The organism is Xenorhabdus sp. TS4 (genome assembly GCF_014467265.1).
Taxonomy (GTDB): Bacteria; Pseudomonadota; Gammaproteobacteria; order Enterobacterales; family Enterobacteriaceae; genus Xenorhabdus; species Xenorhabdus ehlersii.
In genome coordinates, this window is the sequence record NZ_NKHQ01000005.1 from 108,317 (window position 1) to 134,152 (window position 25,836).

Genomic DNA, 25,836 nt, shown 5'->3' on the forward strand with positions numbered 1-25,836 from the left:
CTTAAGGCTAAAAAATCTTACATTCAGATAGTCTTTACGACAAAGAGCGTCTTGGTGACTAAAATTATCTGTACTATATCAAGGAATCATGATGATTCGTATTTTTATTGCGCATTATCCCTCAGGTTCACTGAGCCAACGTCATTGTCGATATTATTGACGTGATGGGCTGAGTAAGTATCAGTATTATTGAACTTAAATAGCAGATATATTTCTATATCTGCTATTTATTAGGGTTTTCTAATCAGAAAGCGGTTAACTAGAAAACAAGGTATCCAATAATGGCGATCTAAATATGTGATGTGGATCGTGCTTCTGCAATGCTGAAACGGTTGAAGCCCAGTTGTTATCAGCAGGCAAACCATCAGTAAATGACGCTGGGATTGTTTTGGTTAATACTTCCTTATCCTCCCATGCGGTGTTAGAACCATAAGCCCAACCTTTACTCCATTCAACACGAGCAGAGGCATAAGAACCATCAAATTCGTTGAATAGCCATTGTTCAAATTGGTGGCAAAATTCAATCGCATAGGGTGTTTCTGGAAAGGTTAAGACATCAAGCCAAACGGCGACATCCCATTCTGGATGATCCAAACGGGGACGAATAGCGGATAAGCTGGAAACCGTTGCTCCTGCATACATCACTTCAGCAGGATCATCTAACCCCGTAACCCTGACTTCAAGGGGGCCATTAATGGGATATTTTCCTTGGTTAGCATAGTGTTGTATTAATTTCTTCCATTGGGTATAAAATTTATTCAGTACAAGCTGGATATTTGTCCGTTGGGTTAATACTGCATAACCATTTGCCGTAACACGCAATGTTGTTGGTTTTACATATAACAATAAGTTTTTACTCCAACCCCAGATATCTTTTCCATAGTTTTGCAAGGCTGCATGTGTCAGTTGATATTGCATTTCACCGACAAGAGGTGTAATTAGCGGGAAGTTAGCAAGAATATTATCTGCAATATCCGATAGGGTTGATGAAATATTATCGGAAAATGGATAGTTATAGGGCGTTTTAACTTCAATACTGGAAGCTGGTTTGGTTGGTGCTATATTCCAGACTTTTAGCCACGGTGCTTTTGTAAAAGGGAATAAAATTATTTCGGCCCGACCGCTTTTATCCAGAAAATAACTAAAAGTCCGCTTTTCTTTTGGATTTTCTGGAAGAGAAAATAACTCATCTGCTGGTATATCGGTGAAACTTTGGCAGCGAAGGCGTTGATTTTTACCTGCCTGAAATTGCACTTCTAAAATCAGAGCGCACCCGACATGAGTTAATAGGGGAGCACAATCAGGTTCATCTCGCTCAAAGCGTTTAATGGTATATTGCTGATTTTCTTTATCCCATACAACAGCAGATAGGGATAATATCGTATTACTGAGGGAGCCAAATGTGTGTCCAGGAAGCGGGATCTCGTCAACGGCTTTAATGGCAGTTCCATGCCCGTCTATTGCGAGAGCAGCACCGAGTGTTAAATCACCAGGAGCGGGGATAGCAGTAAAACCTAAACCCTGTTCTTCCATTTGGGTTAGTAACGTTTCCATCAATACGCCAGTTTGTGCGGTTACTATGGAAAATTGAGAGCGATGTTCGATATTGACATGAGTAAAATGAGAGGAAAGATCCATCAACATAATGCGATTTTTGAAACTTTGCCCTGATTTCAATATCAGTGGTGACCAGTTATGTGATTGCCCGATGGGTCTTAATTTATAATTCTTTTTCCATGCCCAATTGATAACGGAAATAACCTCTTCAATAGTTCTGGGTATACAGCACGGTATATTATCGGCGTGAATTTCTCCTGACCAATTTTTAAAGTTAATCATTTTCCAGGTGACTTCTTTGGGAAAATTGGGTAAGTGATATTCTATTTTGGTAATTATCTCATTTTGTAAATAAATATCTTCTTGTTTAATTGAATCTGATGATGGCATGTTCTATTTCCTTAGTTCTTAATCTGTAGGGGATGACTTTTTAATATAAATTCAATAATAAATCTATTTGTTAAGAATTGTTTTATGAGAATAAAATTCAGCTCATCATTTGAGTAGGTTGTTAATATTATAAATTGATAAATAACCGATATAAAAATATATCTGCTATTTATTTGATAATGCTATATCCTGTATATTTTAAGTTAAAATCGAGGGGATATAGAATAGAAAACCATGATAAATTTTATAATTTAATAAGATAGATGGTAACATTAGCCTTATAAAGCCTGAAAATGTGGATGATATAATCATATGACCTTTAATGTGACAGAGGCACTCTCTGACTTTACCCGACGTTATGTTGAATTATGGCAAAAGAAAACAGGGTTTCCACCAGCCAGCAGTGAGTTGTATGGCATATCTTCACCCTGTATCGAGCGCACGGGAGATGATGTGGTGCATTGGCTTCCACGGCCGTTTTCTGCCCAAGAAAAGCTTAGCAAGGTAGAAACTGCACTGGAGATCCGTTTGCAGGACTCCATCCATGATTACTATGTGATGCAGTTAGCGGGTGATATGACAGCCAGTTTTGCAGAGCAAAATTTCAGTCTGATTCAGGTATGGAGTGAAGATGATTTTATTCGCTTGCAGGAAAACCTGATTGGCCATCTGATTACACAAAAACGGTTAAAACTCTCGCCTACCGTCTTTATTGGGACGACTGATTCCGATATGGGGTTGATCTCTGTGTGTAATTTGACAGGGCAAGTGATTTTTGAACAGTTTGGTAGCCATGAAAGGAAAATTTTATCCGCAGATTTAGCCAGTTTCCTTTCGGTTATCAATCCTGTTGTGTATGGTTGATTGCAGATATTGATTGGCTTTTTTGTAAGAGATATCTCACATGAAATGTGAGATATCTCTTTTAATCATAGCGTGAATATTATTCAGTGAAATTATTTTCATTCTATATCAATAAGATGCGCAATGTTCCCTTAGTGTGAGTTTTTCATATCTCTTACGATGCTGATTTAGTTGCTTGTTTCAAGAGGCTGGATCGTAGATCCTTTCACTGTTCCGCAAGGAACCATTGCAAAACAATAACCAGGGAATAAATCCATCGGGAAGATGGTACAAAGGATGACTAGGTACAGGCAGGAACGCTAAAAACTATCAGTATAATGATTGAATAAAGGATAGTAGACAAGGATGTATTTTGTCAGGGAAATCAGCAGGAAGCACCCCAAGTAGCAGGATTGCTATGACAGCCACTCAAGAGGAGAGGGAAAATCTCTCCTCTTACTTCACTTCTATTTGCTTTGAACTATTTGCTTTTAGTTATTTGCTGTTAACTATTACCGCAATTTTTCCTACTGTAATTTTTCCGCTGCAATCGTATCAATGATACTCTTACGTCCCAATGATACGGTGGCAATTTTTGTCATCTGAGCAACAGACAAGCATCAGACGAAACATCATGAGTATCGAGAAACAAATTTTACGTAAATTGCAATTAATTGAAGCTACCATGAAAACGGTGGGGATATGGCAAAATTATCCACCTAAACCAGAATCCTTTGAAAGCACTGAACCTTTTTCCATTGATACGATGTCAGCAGAAGAGTGGCTCCAGTGGGTATTAATTCCACGGATGCGCGCCTTGATAGAACAAGAAGCCTGTTTGCCGACGGCATTTACCATCGCTCCGTATTTTGAAGAAGTGTATAAAGAAGAAGTAGAGCGTTTTTTTCCTTTACTTGAACACTTACGGGCATTGGACAACCTGTTTACGCAGGATACCTGATATGCTGGAGATTATTTATCAGGATAAGCATATTGTTGCAGTTAATAAGCCTGCCGGATGGTTGGTTCACCGGAGCTGGCTGGCGCGTCATGAAACTGTTTTTGTGATGCAGACATTGCGCGATCAAATTGGACAGCATGTTTTTCCCGTCCATCGTCTGGACAGACCAACATCGGGCGTTTTATTGATGGCGCTTTCAAGTGAAGTCGCCAGAACACTTGCACAACAATTTGAATTCCACGATATACAAAAAACGTATCACGCAGTTGTGCGGGGTTATGTTGAAGGTGATGATATTATCGACTACGCCCTAATGGAACAGTTGGATAAAATTGCGGATAAATTTGCTGATACAGATAGAGCAGCGCAACCAGCCGTTACTTATTACCGTTCGTTGGCAAAAGTAGAGCGTCCGGTTGAGATAGGGCGTTATCCAACATCTCGTTTCAGTCTGTTGGAGCTGATGCCAAAAACGGGTCGTAAGCATCAATTACGGCGACATATGGCACATATTCGACACCCGATCATTGGGGATACTACGCACGGCGATTTGCGACAAAATCGAGGAGTTGCTAAATATTATCAGACTGGCAGGTTAATGCTGCATGCCAGCCGCCTTCAACTCAAGCATCCCGTGACAGAAAAGCGCCTTCTCCTCACTGCGCGCTGGGATCAACCATGGCAGCATTTGCTTGAGCAATTTGGCTGGCAGGGTATTGTACCTGATCTGGAATGTTTGACTATTCATGAATGAACGCAGTATCAAACCGATTAAAGAGATCAATATCTATGGCAAAGATTGGTGTTTTCGTTGGTACAGTTTATGGCAATGCGTTAGCGGTTGCGGAAGAAGCACAGCAGATACTTGAGCAGCAGGGGCATAAGGTTGAGGTTTTTGAAGATGCAACCTTAGAACAATGGCAAAAGTATTTGCAGGAAGTTGTCTTAGTGGTCACTTCGACGACAGGGCAGGGTGATCTACCGGATAATATCCAGCCGCTCTATACAGAGTTAAATGATAAGTTGGGCTATCAGCCCGATCTGAGCTATGGCGTGATTGCGCTAGGTGACAGTAGTTATGACACTTTCTGTGGTGGTGGCCGTACTTTTGATGACCTGTTACAGGAACAGGGAGCCAAACGAATCGGTGAGGTTCTACTGATTGATGCCATAGAGATAGTTGAACCAGAAGTCTTTGCTCAAGACTGGGTTGGGAAGTGGGGAACTTTGTTATAAGGAAATGCTCTACGACACCGCTTATGCCTTTATTGGATTGGAGAATTGGGGAGGATAAGCGGTGTATGACAAACTGACATAATTACTTACGGGTCAGCTTTTCCAAATCAGCTTCAATTTCTGCAATCTTATTTGCAACGACATGTTCGAGATGGCGTAAGTCGTCGAGGATTTTGCGTTGCAAATCCACTTCGATCTGATCATGTTTGCAAATCTGATCTAACTCTTCAATAACATAACGTAGGTTAGTGTTGATTTCTTTGACTTCTTTATAACCCTGGCTAGAGTGTGCGTCAGAGATGGTCTTTAACTGGCGTGGATACTTAAATTTAACGCTCTTGGCGAAGAATTCGCCTTTATCCTTGCGGAAATAAATCTTGAGAATGTCGTTATTCGCTTCCTGACGGAGACTATAGCGATCAATATCTTCAGGATGTGTGATCCCCAAACTTTTCAAGTTATCGTACATAGCGCGCCACCTAGTCATCTAAATGAAATGGAAAGGCCAAAAATAGTGGATTTATTATCCATTTCGTCATCGTTAAAAGTCAATTGGAGAATGGGGATGGAGGGTATCCGTACAAAAATTAGAATAAATACGAAGCTTTACTTCGCATGATGGATGAACAGAAGCCAGAAACTATAGCCGCGCTTTCTGGGCTTTCAGGAAGAAAACCTAGCAATTTGTCAACTACGTTAAAAACACTTAATCAGCATGAATGTCGATAGCCACCCAATGGGTGGCCTTGTTACTTTTTAATTTAATCAATATTTCTTAGCAGTTCATTAATACCTACTTTACCACGGGTCTTAGCATCAACCTTTTTCACAATAACAGCGCAATATAGGCTATAGCTGCCATCTTTCGACGGAAGATTACCGGATACGACGACGGAACCCGCAGGTACGCGACCATAATGGATTTCGCCGGTTTCGCGATCATAAATTTTGGTGCTTTGGCCGATGTAAACACCCATTGAGATCACGGAGCCTTCTTCTACGATAACACCTTCTACAATCTCAGAGCGTGCACCGATAAAGCAGTTGTCTTCAATGATGGTTGGATTGGCCTGTAATGGTTCCAGGACACCGCCAATGCCAACACCACCGGATAAGTGAACATTTTTACCAATCTGTGCACAGGAACCGACTGTCGCCCAAGTGTCTACCATTGTGCCTTCATCCACGTAAGCACCGAGGTTGACGTAAGATGGCATCAATACGGTATTGCGGGCGATATAAGCTCCCTGACGGACGGCCGCAGGAGGCACGACACGGAATCCTTCTTTTTCGAAACGAGCCTGATCATAGTCAGCAAATTTCATCGGAACTTTGTCGAAATAGCGGCTTTCAGCACCTTCCATCACCTGGTTGTCATTAATGCGGAAGGAAAGCAATACCGCTTTTTTCAGCCATTGATGAGTTACCCACTCTCCGTCGATTTTTTCAGCGACACGCAATTTGCCGCTGTCCAGCATTTGAATCACCTGGTTAATGGCATCGCGGGTTGCGCTATCAACGGTAGTTGGGGTGATGTTAATGCGGTTTTCAAATGCATTTTCGATCGTCGTTTGTAATTGCTGCATAAGTATGCGGTTCCTAATTTCTGTTAAGAGAATCTTGTTGTAGTTTATCCTGTGTATCGAGGGCCTCTGTCAACCTTTCTGATAGTTCATCCCTTATTTTTTTATGTAATGCGTTTTGATCTTTATCCGCTAATACAAAAAAGTCTTCCACACGTTCACCAATAGTCGTAATGCGGGCTCCATGTAAGAAAACACCCAATTCGGCGAAAATATTGCCTACCCGTGCCAATAATCCAGGCTGATCCAATGCAACCAACTCCATATAAGTACGGCGAGCATTTTTTGTTGGTAAAAAGTTAACGTTGGTTGGGACATTAAAATGGCGCAACTTGGCAGGCAGGTTACGTGCTTTTGGTACTTTAGGATGTGGATCGTTCACAACTTGCAATAAAGCACGGCGGATAGGTTCGTGACGATCAAATGCCAGTGGATGGCCGTTAGGATCTAAAACCACAAAGGTATCCATCGCCATTTCATCCCGATTGGTGAAAATTTGGGCATCGTGGACACTTAAATTACGCTTGTCCAATTCCCCAACAACGGCGGCAAAAAGTGAAGGGCGATCTTGGCACCAAATAAAAATTTCTGTGCCACCGTGAGAGAATGCGGTACTGATCAAAACCATGGGTTCTTGGGCGGGGTGACGGATTAAGTGGCTAGCGTGCCATGCTAATTGATCAGGGGTATGGCGGAGGAAATAATCGGCATGACAACGGTTCCAGATATTGTGTAAACGCTGTTCGTCGATATTTTCTTGGCGTAAAAGAGCCAATGCTTGCAAGCGATTGTTACGGATGCGTTCCCGTAAATCAGGGGTATTTTGAATACCTTGGCGCAACTGGGTTTCAGTGGCGAAATAGAGTTCACGTATCAGGCTCTGTTTCCAGCTATTCCACAGTTTAGCGTTGGTAGCACAAATATCAGCAACGGTCAGGCAGACTAAGTAATTAAGGCGGTTTTGGTTTTTAACCTGGCTGGCAAATTGTTGGATGACTTCTGGATCTTGAATATCCCGACGTTGCGCAGTCACTGACATCAGCAGATGGTCGCGAACCAGCCATTCCACTAATTCAGCTTCGTGATTTGTCAGGCCATGCTGTTGTGAGAAGACGAAGGCATCTTTGGCACCAAGCTCAGAATGATCGCCATTGCGACCTTTGGCTATATCATGGAAAAAAGCTGCCAGCCGCAATAGCTCTGGTTGAGGAAGACGCGGGTAAAGTTCAACACATAGAGGGTGGATGACACGGTTATTTTCATCAGCAAAACTTTCGAGTTTTTGCAATACGCGGATGGTGTGTTCGTCAACGGTATAAGCATGAAAAAGGTCAAATTGCATCTGGCCGACAATATTGCTCCAAAATGGCATATAAGCCCCTAAGACACTATGAAGGTGCATTGGGAGCAACGCCCCTGTAACAGCATGGGGATGGCGCAGAATATCCATGAAAATTTTTCGTGCTTCGGGGAGTTCGCACAACGGAGTGGTTAGATTTCTACGGGCATAGCGAAGCTGGCGCAATGTTGTGGAATAGATCCCTTCAATTTCACGATGTTCAGCCATGTGATAGAACATTCTCAATATTGAAGTGGGATCATGGCTAAACAGTGTTTCATCAATGAGATCGATACGGTTTCCCCGCAATTGAAACTCGGCGTTAAGAATGCGTGGTTTCTCATTGGGTTGCAGCGCTAAAATGGCTTCATTAAACAGTTGCAACAGCATATTATTTAGCTCACTGACGCGGCGGGTCATGCGATAGAAATCTTTCATCATTCGCTCGACAGGTTGATTTCTTTCCCCTTCATAACCGAGTAGCTGGGCGACACTAAACTGACGTTCAAACAGCAACCGGTTATCGTAACGGGTAACAACCAAATGAAGTGCAAAACGGATACGCCAGAGAAAATTCTGGCATTCGTTCAATTCATTGCGTTCTTCCTGAGTCAGGAAACCAAAATTGACCATTTCATCTAAGGAAGTGGCACCAAAATGGCGATGAGCGACCCAAAGTAACGTGTGGATATCGCGTAGCCCACCTGGGCTGCTTTTGATATCAGGCTCCAGATTGTAACTGGTGCTGTGATAGCGCTGATGGCGCTCTTGTTGTTCAGTAATTTTGGCTGCGAAAAATTGAGCGGATGGCCAGAAATCATCACTGAAAATATATTTCTGCAAGCGTAGAAATAGCGGCAAGTCCCCACAAATTAAGCGGGATTCAATGAGGTTAGTTGCGATAGTAGGATCAGAAAGCCCTTTTTGCTGGCATTCTTCGAATGTTCTGACACTGTGGCCGACTTCAAGATGAATATCCCAAAGTAGGGCAATAAATTGCCCAAGACGAGTTGATTGCTCTTCAGCCAATGGCGATTCGCTCAGAATCAATAGGTCAATGTCAGAGAGAGGATGTAGTTCGCGGCGCCCATAGCCACCTACCGCAATCAGGGAAAAGGAATCGATCTGATCAAATCCCTGTTCCTGCCATAATCGCTTTAAAAGTTGATCAATATAGTCACTGCGGGTGTAAATCAGTGCGTCCGGTGAGATTCCTGCCTTGAATGCGTGCTCAAGCCATAGCTGGAATTCATCAATATGCTGTTTTAGGGTGGGAAAATGCAGATCATCGTGGGAAAACTCCACAGGAGAAAGAGGGGGAACGGGTGCTTGTGCTAAGGAGATATCAACCGGCATATGCAGAAACCTATTGTGAGAAAACCCGTGAGGAAAAAGACTATGATGACCAGATTACTGAGAAAATTATAGGATGAACAGGCATTATTGACAGAGATAAAAGCTCCCCGTAGGTTGAAGGTAGCAGGGAGCTTATTGATTAAATTTAATAAATTGCGTTAGCTGGCAATTATGCGTTCACTAATACTGCTGGGATATGCGCTTCTTCTTCTTGGCGCCATGTCATGATTTCACAACCATTATCGGTAACGACAATAGTGTGCTCGTACTGTGCAGACCAACCGCGATCTTTGGTTTTCACTGTCCAGCCATCTTTCATGGAGCGGATACGAAAATCACCGGCGTTGACCATCGGCTCAATGGTGAATGCCATGCCTTTTTGCAATACCACACCACCATCATCAGCATCATAATGCAGAACATGAGGTTCTTCGTGGAAACCTCTACCGATACCGTGACCGCAGTATTCGCGGACAACAGAGTAATCGTGACTTTCTACAAATTGCTGAATTGCCTTGCCAATGGTACGCAGACGGATGCCAGGCTTAACCATTTTCAGGGCAAGGTATAAACTCTCCTGAGTGACGCGACACAGGCGCTCACCTTGAATGGTTGGTTTGCCGACAATGAACATCTTAGACGTATCACCGTGGAACTCATCTTTGATGACTGTAACGTCAATATTGACGATATCACCTTCTTTCAGGGCTTTATCATCGCTTGGAATACCGTGGCAAACCACGTCATTGACGGAGATACATACGGATTTAGGAAATCCGTGGTAGCCCAGACAAGCCGAGATGGCCTGTTGTTTTTCGGTAATGTGCTTGTGGCAGATACGATCAAGTTCACCCGTAGTGACACCAGCCTTAACGTAAGGCTCAATCATTTCCAGAACTTCGGCGGCCAGACGTCCGGCAACCCGCATTTTCTGAATGTCTTCTTCTGTTTTGATAGAAATAGCCATGAAATGGGTCCATTTAAGTCGGAATATTATCGACTACTTGATATTAATTAAGGAAAGTGTTGTCGGTAATGGTATCAGCCCACCGAATGGATGCCAATATAACCTGTATCAGTAGCCGTAATAAACGTAGTTGTCACAAACATAGCTGTAACAAATGTTGGAGTCTGGTGGTGGTTTATGGTATAAAGCGCGCCGGTATTCTGCGTAATTGTTTCTGATATGATGCAATTTGTCAGGGATACTAAATAAACTCATTATGTGTAAATAACACACACGGATCGGCACATACACCGGGGTGCTCTTATGCGGTTAACTCATTTAATGTGAATCATCCCGCAGCCAAGGAGTCGGTGTCATGGGATCTGTGGAGGCATAACCCCAATTAACTTTATAGAGGTCTAAAATGGCAACTGTTTCCATGCGCGATATGCTGCAAGCGGGCGTTCACTTCGGTCACCAGACTCGTTACTGGAACCCAAAAATGAAACCTTTCATCTTTGGCGCTCGTAACAAAGTTCATATCATCAACCTGGAAAAAACTGTTCCAATGTTCAACGGTGCTTTGGCAGAGCTGAACAAAATCGCTTCCCGTAAAGGTAAAATTCTGTTTGTTGGCACTAAGCGTGCTGCTAGCGAAGCAATAAAAGAATCAGCATTGAGCTGTGACCAATACTTCGTTAACCACCGTTGGTTGGGTGGTATGCTGACTAACTGGAAAACTGTTCGTCAGTCAATCAAGCGTTTGAAAGATCTGGAAGTTCAGTCTCAGGACGGTACTTTTGACAAGCTGACTAAAAAAGAAGCGCTGATGCGTTCTCGTGAGCTTGGCAAACTGGAAAACAGCCTGGGTGGTATCAAAGACATGGGCGGTCTGCCTGATGCGCTGTTTGTTATCGACGCTGAACACGAACACATTGCTATCAAAGAAGCAAACAACCTGGGTATCCCTGTATTCGCTATCGTTGATACCAACTCTGATCCAGATGGCGTTGACTTCATCATCCCTGGTAACGACGACGCAATCCGTGCAGTTAAACTGTACCTGACTGCGGCAGCTACCGCTGTTCGTGAAGGTCGTTCTCAAGATCTGGCTGTTCAGGCTGAAGAAGGTCTTGTAGACGCTGAATAATAAGGCCTGCTCATTTTGTTTGAGCCCTTATTGACCAGGTATTGAAATATATTGGTTAGGGGGCCTGTTATGGCCCCCTTTACCTATCTGATATAGAACTATTATCTGATATAGAACTTTCCACGCGGAATATTATCTTCCCGCGAGACACATCGAGGAATAAAACAAATGGCTGACATTACCGCTGCTCTGGTAAAAGAACTGCGTGAGCGTACTGGCGCAGGCATGATGGAATGTAAAAAAGCGCTGGTTGAAGCAAATGGTGATATCGAACTGGCTATCGATAACATGCGTAAATCAGGTCAGGCAAAAGCGGCTAAGAAAGCAGGCCGTGTTGCTGCTGAAGGTGTTATTCTGGTTGAAGTTGCGGCTGATGCTAAATTCGCAGCTATCGTTGAGCTGAACTGTGAAACTGACTTCGTTGCTAAAGATTCTGGCTTCCTGGCGTTCGGTAAAGACGTTATCACTTCTGTTATGGCAGACAAAAACGCTGACATCGATGCACTGAAAGCGAAGTTCGAAGAACAGCGCACTGGCCTGGTAGCGAAAATTGGTGAGAACATCAACATTCGTCGCGTTGCTATTCTGGAAGGTGAAGCGGTTGGTTCTTACCTGCACGGTTCTCGTATCGGTGTTCTGGTTGCTGCTGAAGGCGCAAACGAAGAACTGATCAAACACATTGCAATGCACGTTGCGGCAAGCAAGCCAGAATACGTGAACCCAACTGACGTTCCTGCTGACGTTGTTGAGCGTGAGCACCAGATCCAGCTGGACATCGCAATGCAGTCTGGTAAGCCTCGCGAAATTGCAGAGAAAATGGTTTCTGGCCGTATGAACAAATTCACCGGCGAAATCTCTCTGACTGGCCAGAACTTCGTGATGGACCCAAGCAAATCTGTTGGCGATCTGCTGAAAGAAAACAATGCTAAGGTTATCAACTTTATCCGCTTCGAAGTTGGTGAAGGTATTGAGAAAGTTGAAGCTGATTTCGCAGCAGAAGTTGCTGCAATGAGCAAACAGTCTTAATTTTCTTGAACAGAGCCGCCAGTTGGCGGTTCTGTTTTATCTCATGATGAATTTTTACATCTGGGCTGCATAGCGTGGATGTGTAGTAATTGAGTAAATCTTAATCGATCCCCAATATCCTTATCTGCTTAGGACTGAACACCATGGCAACCAATGCAAAACCCGTATATCAGAAAATCCTGCTTAAGCTCAGTGGAGAAGCCCTGCAAGGCGCAGAAGGTTTTGGTATCGACGCCAGCGTCTTAGACCGCATGGCTCAGGAAATCAAAGAACTGGTTGAGCTGGGTATTCAGGTCGGTGTCGTTATTGGAGGCGGTAACCTGTTTCGTGGTGCCGGTTTGGCAGAGGCAGGAATGAACCGTGTAGTAGGCGATCACATGGGCATGTTGGCGACTGTGATGAATGGTTTGGCAATGCGTGATGCTTTGCACCGCGCCTATGTGAATGCCCGTTTGATGTCGGCCATCCCACTGAATGGCGTATGTGACAATTATAGCTGGGCTGAGGCGATCAGCTTACTGCGTCACGGTCGTGTTGTTATTTTCTCTGCGGGTACTGGTAACCCGTTCTTTACGACCGATTCCGCTGCATGTCTGCGTGGCATTGAAATCGAAGCGGATGTTGTGTTAAAAGCAACCAAAGTTGATGGCGTTTATTCTGCTGATCCTGCAAAAGATCCTGAAGCCGTTCTCTACAATAAGCTCACTTATCAGGAAGTATTGGAGCGTGAATTGAAAGTGATGGATCTGGCGGCCTTTACGCTGGCTCGTGACCATAACCTGCCAATTCGTGTCTTTAATATGAACAAACCAGGCGCACTTCGTCGTGTTGTGATGGGGGAAAGTGAAGGTACGTTGATTTCTCATGGCTGATTTTTCACCGTTAGTGCTCAGAGACATTGGTGAAATTTGACGGTATGATCAGCATCCTGATGCGCCAAATTTAATGACACAGGGTCACATATGTCGTAGCGTACTCGGTTCACTTATCTATGATTTACGCAATGTGGCCTAAAAAATAACCATCTCCCAAGGGTTTGTAACGTGATTAATGAAATCAAGAAAGACGCACAAGACCGCATGGAAAAAAGCGTCGAAGCACTGAAAAATCAAATTAGCAAGGTTCGTACTGGCCGTGCTTCTCCTAGCCTGTTGGATGGCATCAGCGTTGAATATTATGGCGCTGCGACTCCATTGCGTCAGATTGCAAACGTCGTTGCAGAAGATGCCCGCACTTTGGCGATCACCGTATTTGATCGTTCTATGACTGCGGCGGTTGAAAAAGCCATTATGGCTTCTGATCTGGGCCTGAACCCATCTTCTGCCGGAACCATTATTCGTGTTCCATTGCCACCACTGACAGAAGAGCGCCGTAAGGATCTCATTAAAGTTGTGCGTGGAGAAGCGGAACAGGGCCGTGTCTCTATCCGTAATATTCGCCGTGATGCGAACGATAAGGTGAAGGCACTGCTGAAAGACAAAGAAATCAGTGAAGATGAAGAACGTCGTTCACAAGATGAAATTCAGAAACTGACTGACAGCTTCATTAAGAAAATTGATGAAGCGTTGGCAAATAAAGAAACTGAGTTGATGGATTTCTAATTGCCGTTTCACGCATACAACGCCGCAGCTCTTGCGGCGTTGTTCTTATCCTGGATATTACACTTCGTATCATATTTCTTTCTCAAGCGATGGACATAGCGATCTGCACCGCTCAAACTATGACGATTTTCTGTTGCGATTTTCCATTGCAATTTTATATCAGTAGCATACTTAGAGTATTAAAATGAAACGGTTAACTATTCTTGGCTCAACGGGTTCGATTGGGAAAAGTACGCTTTCTGTTGTCCGCAATAATCCGGAAAAATTCAGTGTAATCGCACTGGTTGCCGGGAAAAATATTGAAGTCATGGCACAGCAATGTTTGGAATTCCATCCACAATATGCAGCAATGGCAGATGAGCCGTCAGCAAAAGCTCTGCGTCAGTTATTACAGGCGCAGGGAAGTCAAACCGAAGTGCTGTTTGGTAAAGACGCTATTTGTGATTTAGCTGCATTGGAAGACGTCGATCAAGTCATGTCAGCCATTGTTGGCGTCGCAGGTTTATTGCCGACTTTGGCCGCTATCCGTAAGGGTAAACAAGTTCTGCTGGCTAACAAAGAATCTTTGATTACCAGTGGTCGTCTGTTTATGGATGCGGTTGTCCGATATAAAGCGCAATTGCTGCCAATTGATAGCGAACATAATGCTATTTTCCAAAGTCTGCCGGAGGGGGTTCAGCACAATCTTGGCAAGGCAAATCTAAAAAAACACGGTATTTCCAGCATTATCCTGACGGGATCGGGCGGGCCGTTCCGCAAGACACCTTTGGCGAATCTGCCCAACGTGACTCCGGATGAAGCGTGTGCTCATCCTATTTGGTCAATGGGACGTAAAATTTCTGTTGATTCTGCTACCATGATGAACAAGGGATTGGAATATATCGAAGCGCGTTACCTGTTCAATGCATCCGCAGATGAAATGGAGGTATTATTGCATCCCCAATCGGTGATTCATTCGATGGTTCGTTATCAGGATGGCAGCATCATCGCACAGCTGGGAACGCAAGATATGTGTACTCCAATTGCTTATGCGATGGCTTATCCTAATCGTATTCCATCTGGGGCAAAACCATTGGATTTTACCGAATTGAGTTTGCTCACTTTTGAATCCCTGGATTATCAGCGTTATCCTTGTTTGAAATTGGCGATTGAGGCTTGTCACCAGGGGCAAGCGGCAACAACGGCGTTGAATGCGGCAAATGAAGAAACCGTTGATGTTTTTTTGCAAGGTGGAATCCGTTTCACAGATATTGCGACAATCAATCGGTTGGTCGTTGAAAAAGTAAATTTATCTGAACCTCAAAGTATCGAAGAGGTCTTAGAAATCGATAACATAGCCAGGGCCTTAGCGAGAGAAGCCATAAGCACTTTTGCCAAATAGCAAGTTTTATTAATAAGTATAGGTTTGCATTTTGGCAAATGATATAGTTCGCGGGTAAATTACAGTTGCTATAATAGCCATTTCAATTATCTGGTGCTTGCATTCTAGTCATAGATAAGCGCAGGTTAAAGGCTTTCATTCAGTCGCGCCTGAAATAGCCGTGCTAATTGTTGACATGTAACACGGCTTTTTCAGGTTTGGCAGTGATTGAGTTTACCAAAAAGTCAGCTTAGTTATTTAAGGATTATTTTGAGTGATATCTCCCAGTGATAATGACTCATTGCCAACGTTACCCAGACATGTCGCCATCATTATGGATGGTAACGGTCGCTGGGCAAAAAAACGGGGCAAATTAAGAGTCTTTGGCCACCGTGCAGGAATTAAAGCCGTACGAAGTGCCGTGAGTTTTTCAGTGAAACATAATATTAATTCGCTGACGCTATATGCGTTTAGCAGCGAAAACTGGAATCGCCCACAGCAGGAAGTCAGTTCATTGATGGAGTTGTTTGTTTTTGCTCTCGATAATGAAGTAAAGAGTCTGAATAAACACAATGTGAAATTGTCTGTGATTGGTGATATCAGTCGTTTTAGCTCACGGTTGCAGGAGCGTATCCGCCGTTCTGTTGAATTAACAGCAGGCAATACCGGATTGCAGCTTAATATTGCTGCTAACTATGGTGGTCGTTGGGATCTGGTTCAGAGTTTTAAACAAATTGCTGAAAAGATTGAAGCCAATGAATTATCTCCCGAAGAGATTACCGAAACTACAGTTGATAACTTCATCAATTTAAGTCAGCAGCCCGAAGTGGATCTGGTGATTAGGACTGGAGGCGAACATCGTATCAGTAATTTCCTGCTATGGCAGATCGCTTATGCAGAATTGTATTTTACCGATATACTTTGGCCTGATTTTGATGAAACTGTTTTTGAAGGTGCGATTAATGCCTTTGCCAAACGAGAACGCCGATTTGGCGGAACACCAGACGATGCCGAAGTGGGATCATAGGAGGAGAACTTGCTGAAGTACCGTCTTTTAACTACGTTGATATTGATTCCACTTGTTATTGTAGCGCTGTTTTTCCTCCCACCAGCAGGGTTTGGGTTGGTTGTCATTGCTGTTTCAGCACTGGCTGCATGGGAATGGGGGCAATTTGCAGGTCTCTTCACTCAAGTTAAACGCATTACGCTGGCTGCGTTGTTTGCTGTAGGGCTATTGGCCTTGCAGTACTCTTTGTCAGATTTTTCTCACCTCATTGAGAAACCACAAGTTGTATACCTATTGTGGGCTGGCATGCTTTGGTGGGTGGCCGCCATTTTATTGGTGGTGACTTATCCGGCTTCTGCTTCTATTTGGAAATCGTCGGTTGCCTTGCGTCTGCTATTCGGGGTTATGACTATCGTGCCATTTTATTGTGGGATGATGGTACTGCGTACCCAGGGCTATGAAAATAATCCCTATGATGGCGCATGGTGGTTGCTGTACGTCATGCTGTTGGTATGGGCTGCCGATTCAGGTGCTTATATTTTTGGCCGTACAATGGGTAAACATAAAATGGCCCCAAAAGTATCCCCAGGCAAAACGCTTGAGGGGCTGGTTGGTGGGTTATTAACGGCTGCACTGATTTCGTGGTTGTTCGGTAAATTTGCCCCTGTCCCCACGATGCCAGAACATTTGTTGCTGATTTCTGCGGTGGTGGTGATTGCCTCGGTCTTTGGTGATTTGACTGAAAGTATGTTCAAGCGGGAATCTGGGATCAAAGACAGCAGTCAATTGATTCCGGGGCATGGCGGTGTCATGGATAGGGTTGATAGTCTAACTGCGGCAGTTCCAGTGTTTGCTGGGCTGGTTATGTTGATTTCTTCTGGATTTACTCTCTGAAGGTACGTAATGGATATTCTCTGGAATCTGGCTGCATTTATTGTTGCTTTGGGTGTTCTCATTACAGTGCATGAGTTTGGTCATTTTTGGGTTGCCAGACGATGCGGTATCTATGTTGAACGCTTTTCCATCGGATTTGGCAAGGTGCTTTGGCGTCGTACAGATAAACAGGGAACCGAATACGTTATCGCTCTTATTCCCCTTGGTGGATATGTCAAAATGCTCGACGAGCGGGTAGGGGAAGTTGTTCCTGAACGTCGTCATATGGCATTTAATAACAAAACTATTGGCCAGCGCGCGGCAGTTATCAGCGCTGGGCCAATCGCAAACTTCATTCTGGCGGTGATCGCTTATTGGCTGGTTTTTGTGATTGGCGTGCCATCTGTACGTCCGGTAGTGTTGGATGTTAAGCCAAACTCGATTGCTGCACAGGCAAATATTTTGCCTGGAATGGAACTAAAATCCGTTAATGGTATCGAAACTCCTGATTGGAATTCAGTACGTCTTGCCATGATAGGTAAAGTGGGGGCGACATCGGTCACTATGGACGTCTTGCCTCTGAATGCGCTTGATAATGTTAAAAAAACACTGGATTTGAGCCAATGGACCTTTGATCCGTCCAAGCAGGATGTTTTGCTGTCTTTGGGAATTATGCCTGTTGTACCACGGCTGAGTTCGCAAGTGGAAAAAGTTTATCCTGCTTCAGCCGCTGAAAAAGCGGGTTTACAAAGTGGGGACAGGATCGTTAAAGTCAACGATCAAGATGTAGATGTATGGCACACTTTTTCATCTTTTGTCAGGAAGAATCCTAATGTCCTTCTAAAATTGGACGTTGCGAGAGCGGGGGGAATGATCTCCTTGTCTCTGACCCCTGAAGTCAGAAAATTATCCAACGGCCGTGAGGAGGGGTTTGCTGGCACCGAACTGAAAATCATTCCATTAGCGGATGAATACAAGGTTATTCAGCAATATGGACCTTTTTCTGCCATTTATGAGGCAGGAGGTAAGACTTGGCAATTAATGAAGCTGACTGTCAATATGATCGGCAAATTGATTGTGGGTGACTTAAAACTTAATAACCTAAGCGGACCAATTTCCATTGCCAAAGGTGCCGGAGTATCGGCTGATTCTGGCTTGGTGTATTATTTAATGTTTCTGGCGCTGATTAGCGTCAATCTTGGGATCATTAATTTGTTCCCATTACCTGTACTAGATGGTGGACACTTGCTTTTCCTTGCTATCGAAAAGATCAAGGGGGGGCCAGTCTCCGAGCGTGTACAAGACTTCAGTTATCGCATTGGTGCTATGTTACTGGTGTTATTAATGGGGCTTGCACTTTTCAATGATTTCTCCCGCCTTTAAGGTGGGAGACCGGTTAGGAAAACGCATAACAACGATGGCGATGAAAAAGTTGCTCATAGCGTCGCTGCTGTTCGGCAGCGCCACTGCATACGGTTCAGACGGATTCGTGGTTCAGGACATTCACTTTGAGGGTCTTCAACGCGTCACCGTTGGTGCAGCATTACTGAACATGCCAGTTCGAGTGGGTGAGACGGTTAGTGATGAAGATATTAGCCGCACGATTCATTCATTGTTCGCAACTGGAAACTTTGAAGATGTTCGTGTCTTACGTGATGGCAATTCACTTGTTGTTCAGGTAAAAGAACGACCAACCATCGCCAGCATTACTTTCACCGGCAATAAATCGGTGAAAGATGACATGCTTAAGCAAAACCTTGAGGCCTCTCGTGTTCGTGTTGGTGAAGCTCTTGACCGCACTATGCTGTCTAATATTGAGAAGGGGCTGGAAGATTTCTATTACAGTGTTGGTAAATACAACGCGACAGTAAAAGCTGTTGTCACGCCACTGCCCCGCAACCGTGTTGATTTGAAGCTCGTTTTCTCTGAAGGGGTTTCTGCCAAGATCCAACAAATTAATATTGTTGGTAATAAAGCCTTCTCAACCAATGAACTGCTTAATCAGTTCCAACTTAGGGATGATGTTCCCTGGTGGAACATGACGGCTGATCAGAAATACCAGAAACAAAAATTGGCAGGTGACCTTGAAACCTTGCGTAGTTTCTATCTTGATCGAGGCTATGCTCGTTTCAATATTGACTCGACTCAAGTTAATCTGACACCAGATAAGAAAGGTATTTATGTCGCTGTCAATATCACCGAAGGCGATCAGTATAAAATCGCCGGTGTTGATTTGAATGGTAATTTAGCGGGTTACCAGTCCCAAATCGAAGAATTGACTAAAATCGAACCGGGGTCTTTGTATAACGGTGCAGAAGTGACCAAGATGGAAACCGCCATCAAAAACCTGCTTGGTCGCCACGGTTATGCCTACCCTCGTGTAATGACACAACCTGAAATCAACGACACCGATAAGACGGTTAAACTGCATGTGAATGTTGATGCTGGCAATCGCTTCTACGTGCGTAAAATTCGTTTTTCAGGCAACGATATAAGTAAAGATTCAGTACTACGCCGTGAAATGCGTCAGATGGAAGGCTCCTGGCTGGGGAGTGATTTGGTTGAACAGGGCAAAGAACGCCTAAATAGACTAGGGTATTTTGACTCTGTTGATGTGGCAACGGAACGTGTACCGGACAGTCCAGATCAGGTTGATGTGGTTTACAAAGTCAAAGAACGCAATACTGGCTCGATGAACTTTGGTATTAGTTTCGGCACAGAAAGCGGCATGGGTTTCCAGATTGGTCTCCAACAAGCCAACTGGCTCGGAACGGGGAATTCCGTGAGCATCAACGCCAGTAAGAATGACTATTCAACATCAGCCGATTTATCTATGACTGACCCTTATTTCACTGTCGATGGTGTAAGTTTGGGTGGGCGTGTGTTCTATAATGATTTTCGCGCCGATGATGCCGATCTTTCGAATTATACCAATAAAGCCTACGGTACTGAGGGAACGCTCGGCTTCCCATTGAATGAAAATAATGGCCTGTCGTTTAGACTGGGTTATATCCATAACTCTCTGTCTAATATGCGACCACAGCTCGCGATGTGGCATTATTGGAATAAAATGGGTAAACATCCAAATTTTAAAGACAAGGCGCAATTTGACTCCAATGATTTCACCGTCACCATGGGATGGGTTTACAACAATCTTGACCGTGGTTTCTTCCCAACATCTGGTCTGAAATCATCTCTGGATGCGAAAGTGACAATTCCTGGTTCAGATAACCAGTTCTATAAAGTCACCTGGAACTCAGCAGCTTATTATCCACTGGATGATAATCGCTCATGGGTGTTGATGGGACGCACTCGTCTGGGATATGGCGGCGGTTTTGGTGGTAAGGAAATGCCATTCTATGAGAACTTCTATGCCGGTGGTTCCAGCAGTGTTCGCGGCTTCCGGTCGAATAATATCGGTCCGAAAGCAGTTTATTTAGATGAAAGTGGTAAACCAGAGAAAAATAGCCCATCCCGCGATGCCGTGGGAGGTAACGCGACAGCAGTTGTTAGTTTCGAACTGATTACCCCGACACCGTTCCTGGATGCTAAATATGCTAACTCCCTGCGGACTTCGTTATTTGTGGATGCGGGAACAGTGTGGGATACCAACTGGGATAAGACTTACGCTGGGATACCAGACTATAGTAAGCCAAATAACATCAGGATTTCGGCCGGTATTGCTTTGCAATGGATATCACCATTAGGGCCCTTGAGCTTCTCTTATGCGCAGCCAATTAAGGAATATGCAGGTGATAGAGCGGAGCAGTTCCAGTTCAGTATTGGCGGAGTTTGGTAATTATTAATCATTTTTGGTAAAAATCGCCCTATTATTAATATGTAAAAATAGCGTAGGTCAAAGGAGTTTATAGTGAAGAAAATATTGTGTGCAGCAGGTTTGAGTATAGCATTAGCGTTTTCTGCGGGTGCGCAGGCGGCAGATAAAATTGCTTTAGTGAACGTTGCTGAAGTTTTCCAACAGTTACCTGCCCGTGAAGCTGTGGCAAAACAGTTGGAAAATGAGTTTAAAGGCCGCGCAACCGAATTACAGCGTATGGAATCTGATCTGCAAACTAAAATCCAAAAATTACAGCGTGATAGTTCAACCATGAAAGCCAGTGAACGCGAAAAATTGGAAAAAGAAGTGATGGCGAAACGTGATGACTTTGCTCAGAAAGCACAAAGTTTTGAAAACGACAACCGCCATCGTCAGATGGAAGAACGCAATAAAATTCTGAACCGTATTCAGGATGCAGTTAAAGTGGTTGCAGGCAAAGAAGGTTACGATCTGGTTCTGGATGCGAATACCGTGGTGTATTCTACGTCTGGTAAAGATATCACTGCAGAAGTACTGAAACAGGTTAAGTAAGTAGATGGTTTCAATTCGATTGGCTGATCTCGCTCAGCAGTTGAATGCGCAATTGTACGGTGATGGCGATATCGTCATCACCGGTATTGCGCCGATGTATTCAGCAAATAACGAGCAAATTACATTTTTATCCGACAGTCGTTATACTGACAAACTTGCTACCTGTCAGGCTGCGGCGGTTGTGCTGCGCGAAGCAGATCTCCCTCACTGCAAAGTTGCCGCGTTGGTTGTTAATGATCCTTACCTGGCCTATGCACGCATGGCGCAACTTATGGATACGACACCGAAACCTGCACAGGATATCCACCCATCAGCAGTTATCTCCTCTGAGGCGGTATTGGGCAAAAATGTGGCGGTGGGGGCAAATGCGGTTATCGAATCCGGCGTTATGCTTGGTGATAATGTTATCGTTGGTGCGGGTTGTTTTATTGGAAAAAATGCGCGGATTGGGGCAGGAACCCGTCTTTGGGCCAATGTATCGATATACCACAATGTTGAAATTGGTGAGTTGTGTTTGATTCAATCGGGAGCTGTTATAGGTTCTGATGGTTTTGGTTATGCCAATGAGCGTGGGAATTGGGTTAAAATTCCACAGCTAGGCACAGTGATCATCGGAGATCGCGTTGAAATCGGCGCTTGCACGGCCATTGATCGCGGCGCATTGGATAACACTGTCATCGGTAATGGTGTTATCATAGACAACCAATGTCAGATTGCCCACAACGTGACAATTGGAGACAACACCGCGGTGGCTGGTGGTGTCATTATGGCGGGCAGTTTGAAAGTTGGCCGCTACTGTATGATTGGTGGAGCCAGTGTCATCAATGGGCACATGGAAATCTGTGACAAAGTGACCGTGACTGGTATGAGCATGGTGATACGTCCAATTACAGAGCCTGGCGTATACTCGTCGGGGTTCCCGTTACAACCGAACAAAGTTTGGCGCAAGACTGCCGCTTTAATCATGAACATCAATGAGATGAATAAGCGCTTAAAGTCAGTTGAACGCCAACTGAAAGGTGAAAACGAGTAATCATACCCGCATCTTGGATCGACATTTTTGATTAAACGTTTTTAGTTAGCATTTTTGGTTGTGCTTTTGATTTTTGCGGCCTGCCTGATAACTCTGAATTTGGAGTTAACGCAGGCCGTGTCGTTAATATTATGATTCTTATATGACAGGAAGAGTATTTAGATGAGTGATAATCATACTCTGCAAATTGAAGAGATTTTAGATTTACTGCCTCACCGCTACCCATTTTTGTTGGTAGACCGTGTTTTAGATTTTGAGGAAGGTAAATTTTTGCGCGCAGTCAAGAATGTATCATTTAATGAACCATTCTTTCAGGGGCATTTCCCTGGTAAGCCTATTTTTCCTGGTGTCTTGATCCTTGAAGCAATGGCTCAAGCTACCGGCATTCTGGCGTTCAAAAGTGTTGGATCACTGAAACCAGGTGAATTGTATTACTTTGCAGCGATTGATGGCGCTCGCTTCAAGCGTCCGGTTCTGCCAGGTGATCAAATGATCATGGAAGTAGAATTTATTAAAGAACGTCGCGGAGTTGCGCGTTTCAGGGGCGTAGCGAAAGTCGATGGAGAAGTGGCTTGTGAAGCTGAAATGATGTGTGCTCGCCGTCGTGAGGCTTAATCCATGATTGATCAGACCGCTGTTATCCATCCCTCTTCCATTATTGAAGAGGGTGCTGTTATTGGTGCCAATGTTCGCATTGGCCCATTTTGTTATATCGGTGCCCAAGTTGAGATTGGTGAAGGGACTGAATTGAAATCTCATGTTGTGGTTAATGGGATAACCAAGATTGGCCGCGATAATCAGATTTATCAATTTGCTTCCATCGGAGAGGTCAATCAGGATCTCAAATATCAGGGTGAACCCACTCGCGTTGAAATTGGCGACCGTAATCGCATTCGTGAAAGTGTTTCTATCCACAGAGGCACTGTTCAGGGTGGGGGCGTGACTAAAGTTGGTAGTGACAATCTGTTGATGATCAACGCCCATATCGCCCATGATTGCATCGTTGGTGATCGTTGTATTATTGCGAACAATGGTACATTGGGCGGACATGTTATTCTGGGTGATTATGTCATTATTGGTGGAATGACGGCCGTGCATCAATTCTGTCAAATTGGTTCTCACGTGATGGTTGGTGGTTGTTCCGGCGTTGCTCAGGATGTTCCTCCTTACATTATTGCACAGGGGAATCATGCAACACCTTTCGGATTGAATATCGAAGGTCTGAAGCGTCGTGGGTTTGACAAAGAATCTCTGCATGCAATTCGTAATGCCTATAAGACGCTTTATCGCAGCGGAAAAACATTGGAAGAAGCCAAGCAAGAGATTGATCTTCAAGCGGAAAACAACCCGCATGTGAAAATATTCAGTGATTTTCTGGAACATTCCGCAAAATCCAGTCGTGGCATCATTCGTTAAGTAAGTAGATGAAGGATACTCCTTTGACTACCTTTTCTTCTGTTGATAATCAGCGCCCGCTGACAATTGGTTTAGTCGCCGGAGAAACTTCCGGTGATATCCTTGGGGCGGGGCTGATTCGAGCATTGAAAGCAAAAATTCCGCACGCCCGCTTTGTGGGTGTTGCTGGCCCTCTTATGCAGGCAGAAGGTTGTGAAGCCTGGTATGAGATGGAAGAGCTGGCCGTAATGGGGATCGTTGAAGTTCTGGGACGTTTGCCCCGTTTGCTGAAAATACGCAAAGACTTAACCGCACGTTTTACCGCGTTGAAGCCTGATGTGTTTATTGGCATTGATGCGCCTGACTTTAATATTACTTTGGAAGGCAGGCTTAAACAGCAGGGAATTAAAACAATCCATTACGTTAGCCCATCGGTATGGGCATGGCGCCAGAAACGTGTGTTTAAAATGGGGCGGGCAACGGATTTGGTATTGGCGTTTTTACCTTTTGAAAAAGCCTTTTACGATCAGTTTAACGTTCCATGTCGATTTATTGGGCACACAATGGCAGATGCGATGCCTTTGCAACCTGATAAAGCAGCTGCCAGAAAAATTCTGGATATTCCATTAACTGCTCACTGTTTGGCGATCTTGCCTGGTAGTCGTCATGCTGAAGTAGAGATGCTCAGTGCTGACTTCTTAAAAACTGCACAATTATTGCGGGAGAAATTTCCCGACTTGCATGTACTGGTTCCTCTGGTTAATGCCAAACGGCGTGAACAGTTTCAGCGCATTAAAAACGAGATAGCACCGGATTTGCTGCTCCATTTATTAGATGGCAAAGCGCGTGAAGCCATGATTGCCAGTGATGCTACTTTACTGGCATCCGGTACGGCTGCACTGGAATGTATGCTGGCCAAATGCCCAATGGTGGTCGGCTATAGAATGAAACCTTTTACATTTTGGCTGGCAAAACGCCTGGTGAAAACACCGTATGTTTCTTTGCCTAACTTGCTGGCAGGAAAAGAATTAGTCAAAGAATTACTACAGGATGAATGCAAACCACAAGCATTGTCAGAGGCATTGTTACCTCTTGTGCAAGGTGGTGCTGATGTGGAAACGTTGAAACAAACGTTCTTGCATTTGCATGAAAGCATTCGCTGTGATGCCGATGAACAGGCTGCGCAAGCCGTTTTGGAATTAGCGAGAAGATGATGGATTTTGTTTATCCACAGGCGAATTTGATTGCCGGTGTTGATGAAGTTGGACGTGGCCCATTGGTAGGGGCTGTAGTGACTGCTGCGGTTATTCTTGATCCGGCTAAACCCATTGCAGGCTTGATGGATTCGAAAAAACTCACAGAAAAGCGCCGTGAAGCACTGTATTGGGAAATAAAAGAAAAAGCCTTATGTTGGAACCTGGGTCGTGCAGAGCCGGAAGAGATCGATCAACTTAACATCCTCCATGCCACGATGCTGGCTATGCAAAGAGCTGTTGAGGGGTTGGCACTCATACCGGATTATGTTCTGATTGATGGCAATCGCTGTCCGGCATTAGTCATGCCAGCTCAAGCTGTCGTGAAGGGCGATAGCCTGGTTGCAGAAATAAGCGCCTCCTCCATTCTTGCCAAAGTAACACGTGACAGGGAAATGGCAGAGCTGGATAAACAGTTCCCTGGCTACGGCTTTGCGAAACACAAAGGTTATCCAACCGCCCTGCATCTGGAAAAATTGGCTTCTTTGGGCGCTACGGAGCATCATCGTAAAAGTTTTGCGCCAGTTAAACGGGCGCTAGGTCTTAGATAAAATCTGGG

24 protein-coding genes are annotated in these 25,836 nt (G+C 44.3%); 19 read left to right on the top strand and 5 right to left on the bottom strand.

What is annotated here, in order from left to right; genetic code table 11:
• Positions 1-255: 255 nt before the first annotated feature.
• Positions 256-1,947, bottom strand: coding sequence for a cholesterol oxidase substrate-binding domain-containing protein (locus tag Xets_RS04030; RefSeq protein WP_187651189.1), 1,692 nt, complete (start codon positions 1,945-1,947; stop codon positions 256-258).
• Between the two features lie 312 nt (positions 1,948-2,259).
• Here Xets_RS04030 and syd point away from each other — a divergent pair, with 312 nt between their 5' ends.
• From syd to Xets_RS04050, 4 genes are all read left to right on the top strand, one after another.
• Positions 2,260-2,811, top strand: coding sequence for a SecY-interacting protein (syd, locus tag Xets_RS04035; RefSeq protein ID WP_099133466.1), 552 nt, complete (start codon positions 2,260-2,262; stop codon positions 2,809-2,811).
• A 613-nt stretch (positions 2,812-3,424) separates the two neighbouring features.
• Positions 3,425-3,751 (top strand): YqcC family protein, encoded by a 327-nt coding sequence (locus Xets_RS04040; protein ID WP_099133468.1) that lies wholly within the window; start codon positions 3,425-3,427, stop codon positions 3,749-3,751.
• A 1-nt stretch (position 3,752) separates the two neighbouring features.
• Positions 3,753-4,505, top strand: coding sequence for a tRNA pseudouridine(65) synthase TruC (truC, locus tag Xets_RS04045; RefSeq protein WP_099133470.1), 753 nt, complete (start codon positions 3,753-3,755; stop codon positions 4,503-4,505).
• Between the two features lie 35 nt (positions 4,506-4,540).
• Positions 4,541-4,987 (top strand): flavodoxin, encoded by a 447-nt coding sequence (locus Xets_RS04050; RefSeq protein ID WP_099133472.1) that lies wholly within the window; start codon positions 4,541-4,543, stop codon positions 4,985-4,987.
• An 82-nt stretch (positions 4,988-5,069) separates the two neighbouring features.
• On the opposite strand, the gene Xets_RS04055 is transcribed toward Xets_RS04050, so the two are convergent.
• The 4 genes from Xets_RS04055 to map all read right to left on the bottom strand — a co-directional run bounded on the left by Xets_RS04055 (position 5,070) and on the right by map (position 10,232).
• Positions 5,070-5,456 (bottom strand): DUF3461 family protein, encoded by a 387-nt coding sequence (locus tag Xets_RS04055; protein ID WP_099133473.1) that lies wholly within the window; start codon positions 5,454-5,456, stop codon positions 5,070-5,072.
• Positions 5,457-5,748: 292 nt separating this feature from the next.
• Positions 5,749-6,573: a 2,3,4,5-tetrahydropyridine-2,6-dicarboxylate N-succinyltransferase gene (dapD, locus tag Xets_RS04060; protein WP_099133475.1), complete on the bottom strand. Its 825-nt coding sequence runs from the start codon at positions 6,571-6,573 to the stop codon at positions 5,749-5,751.
• Positions 6,574-6,586: 13 nt separating this feature from the next.
• Positions 6,587-9,265, bottom strand: a complete 2,679-nt coding sequence (gene glnD, locus Xets_RS04065; RefSeq protein ID WP_187651190.1) for a bifunctional uridylyltransferase/uridylyl-removing protein GlnD — start codon at positions 9,263-9,265, stop codon at positions 6,587-6,589.
• A 169-nt stretch (positions 9,266-9,434) separates the two neighbouring features.
• Entirely contained in the window at positions 9,435-10,232 is a 798-nt protein-coding gene (gene map, locus Xets_RS04070; protein ID WP_099133479.1) for a type I methionyl aminopeptidase, read from the bottom strand.
• A 403-nt stretch (positions 10,233-10,635) separates the two neighbouring features.
• Between map and rpsB the strand changes: the two genes are divergently transcribed.
• From rpsB to rnhB, 15 genes are all read left to right on the top strand, one after another.
• Positions 10,636-11,361 carry a 30S ribosomal protein S2 gene (gene rpsB, locus Xets_RS04075; protein WP_099133481.1) on the top strand — a complete coding sequence of 242 codons (726 nt, stop codon included), beginning with the start codon at positions 10,636-10,638 and terminating at the stop codon, positions 11,359-11,361.
• A gap of 168 nt (positions 11,362-11,529) precedes the next feature.
• On the top strand, positions 11,530-12,387 hold the full coding sequence (tsf, locus tag Xets_RS04080) for a translation elongation factor Ts (RefSeq protein ID WP_099133483.1): 858 nt from the start codon (positions 11,530-11,532) through the stop codon (positions 12,385-12,387).
• Positions 12,388-12,530: 143 nt separating this feature from the next.
• Complete coding sequence (gene pyrH, locus Xets_RS04085; protein ID WP_099133484.1) at positions 12,531-13,259, top strand: UMP kinase; 729 nt, start codon at positions 12,531-12,533, stop codon at positions 13,257-13,259.
• A 171-nt stretch (positions 13,260-13,430) separates the two neighbouring features.
• Positions 13,431-13,988 (top strand): ribosome recycling factor, encoded by a 558-nt coding sequence (gene frr / locus Xets_RS04090; protein WP_099133486.1) that lies wholly within the window; start codon positions 13,431-13,433, stop codon positions 13,986-13,988.
• Positions 13,989-14,172: 184 nt separating this feature from the next.
• A complete protein-coding gene (gene ispC, locus Xets_RS04095; protein ID WP_099133488.1) occupies positions 14,173-15,369 on the top strand; it encodes a 1-deoxy-D-xylulose-5-phosphate reductoisomerase in 1,197 nt (398 codons plus the stop codon).
• Between the two features lie 313 nt (positions 15,370-15,682).
• The gene (gene uppS, locus Xets_RS04100; protein WP_244208802.1) at positions 15,683-16,375 is read left to right on the top strand and encodes a polyprenyl diphosphate synthase; all 693 of its coding nucleotides are present in this window, start codon (positions 15,683-15,685) and stop codon (positions 16,373-16,375) included.
• A 9-nt stretch (positions 16,376-16,384) separates the two neighbouring features.
• Entirely contained in the window at positions 16,385-17,248 is an 864-nt protein-coding gene (gene cdsA / locus Xets_RS04105) for a phosphatidate cytidylyltransferase (protein ID WP_099133492.1), read from the top strand.
• 9 nt (positions 17,249-17,257) lie between these two features.
• The gene (gene rseP / locus Xets_RS04110; protein WP_187651191.1) at positions 17,258-18,610 is read left to right on the top strand and encodes a sigma E protease regulator RseP; all 1,353 of its coding nucleotides are present in this window, start codon (positions 17,258-17,260) and stop codon (positions 18,608-18,610) included.
• 34 nt (positions 18,611-18,644) lie between these two features.
• Positions 18,645-21,026, top strand: coding sequence for an outer membrane protein assembly factor BamA (bamA, locus tag Xets_RS04115; RefSeq protein ID WP_187651204.1), 2,382 nt, complete (start codon positions 18,645-18,647; stop codon positions 21,024-21,026).
• A gap of 72 nt (positions 21,027-21,098) precedes the next feature.
• Entirely contained in the window at positions 21,099-21,596 is a 498-nt protein-coding gene (gene skp / locus Xets_RS04120) for a molecular chaperone Skp (RefSeq protein ID WP_099133497.1), read from the top strand.
• A gap of 4 nt (positions 21,597-21,600) precedes the next feature.
• Complete coding sequence (lpxD, locus tag Xets_RS04125; protein WP_187651192.1) at positions 21,601-22,629, top strand: UDP-3-O-(3-hydroxymyristoyl)glucosamine N-acyltransferase; 1,029 nt, start codon at positions 21,601-21,603, stop codon at positions 22,627-22,629.
• A gap of 162 nt (positions 22,630-22,791) precedes the next feature.
• The gene (fabZ, locus tag Xets_RS04130) at positions 22,792-23,244 is read left to right on the top strand and encodes a 3-hydroxyacyl-ACP dehydratase FabZ (protein WP_099133501.1); all 453 of its coding nucleotides are present in this window, start codon (positions 22,792-22,794) and stop codon (positions 23,242-23,244) included.
• Between the two features lie 3 nt (positions 23,245-23,247).
• Positions 23,248-24,045, top strand: a complete 798-nt coding sequence (gene lpxA, locus Xets_RS04135; RefSeq protein WP_187651193.1) for an acyl-ACP--UDP-N-acetylglucosamine O-acyltransferase — start codon at positions 23,248-23,250, stop codon at positions 24,043-24,045.
• An 8-nt stretch (positions 24,046-24,053) separates the two neighbouring features.
• The gene (gene lpxB, locus Xets_RS04140; RefSeq protein ID WP_187651194.1) at positions 24,054-25,238 is read left to right on the top strand and encodes a lipid-A-disaccharide synthase; all 1,185 of its coding nucleotides are present in this window, start codon (positions 24,054-24,056) and stop codon (positions 25,236-25,238) included.
• The gene (gene rnhB / locus Xets_RS04145) at positions 25,235-25,828 is read left to right on the top strand and encodes a ribonuclease HII (RefSeq protein ID WP_099133506.1); all 594 of its coding nucleotides are present in this window, start codon (positions 25,235-25,237) and stop codon (positions 25,826-25,828) included. The genes lpxB and rnhB overlap by 4 nt, the downstream gene beginning before the upstream one ends.
• Positions 25,829-25,836 lie beyond the last annotated feature (8 nt).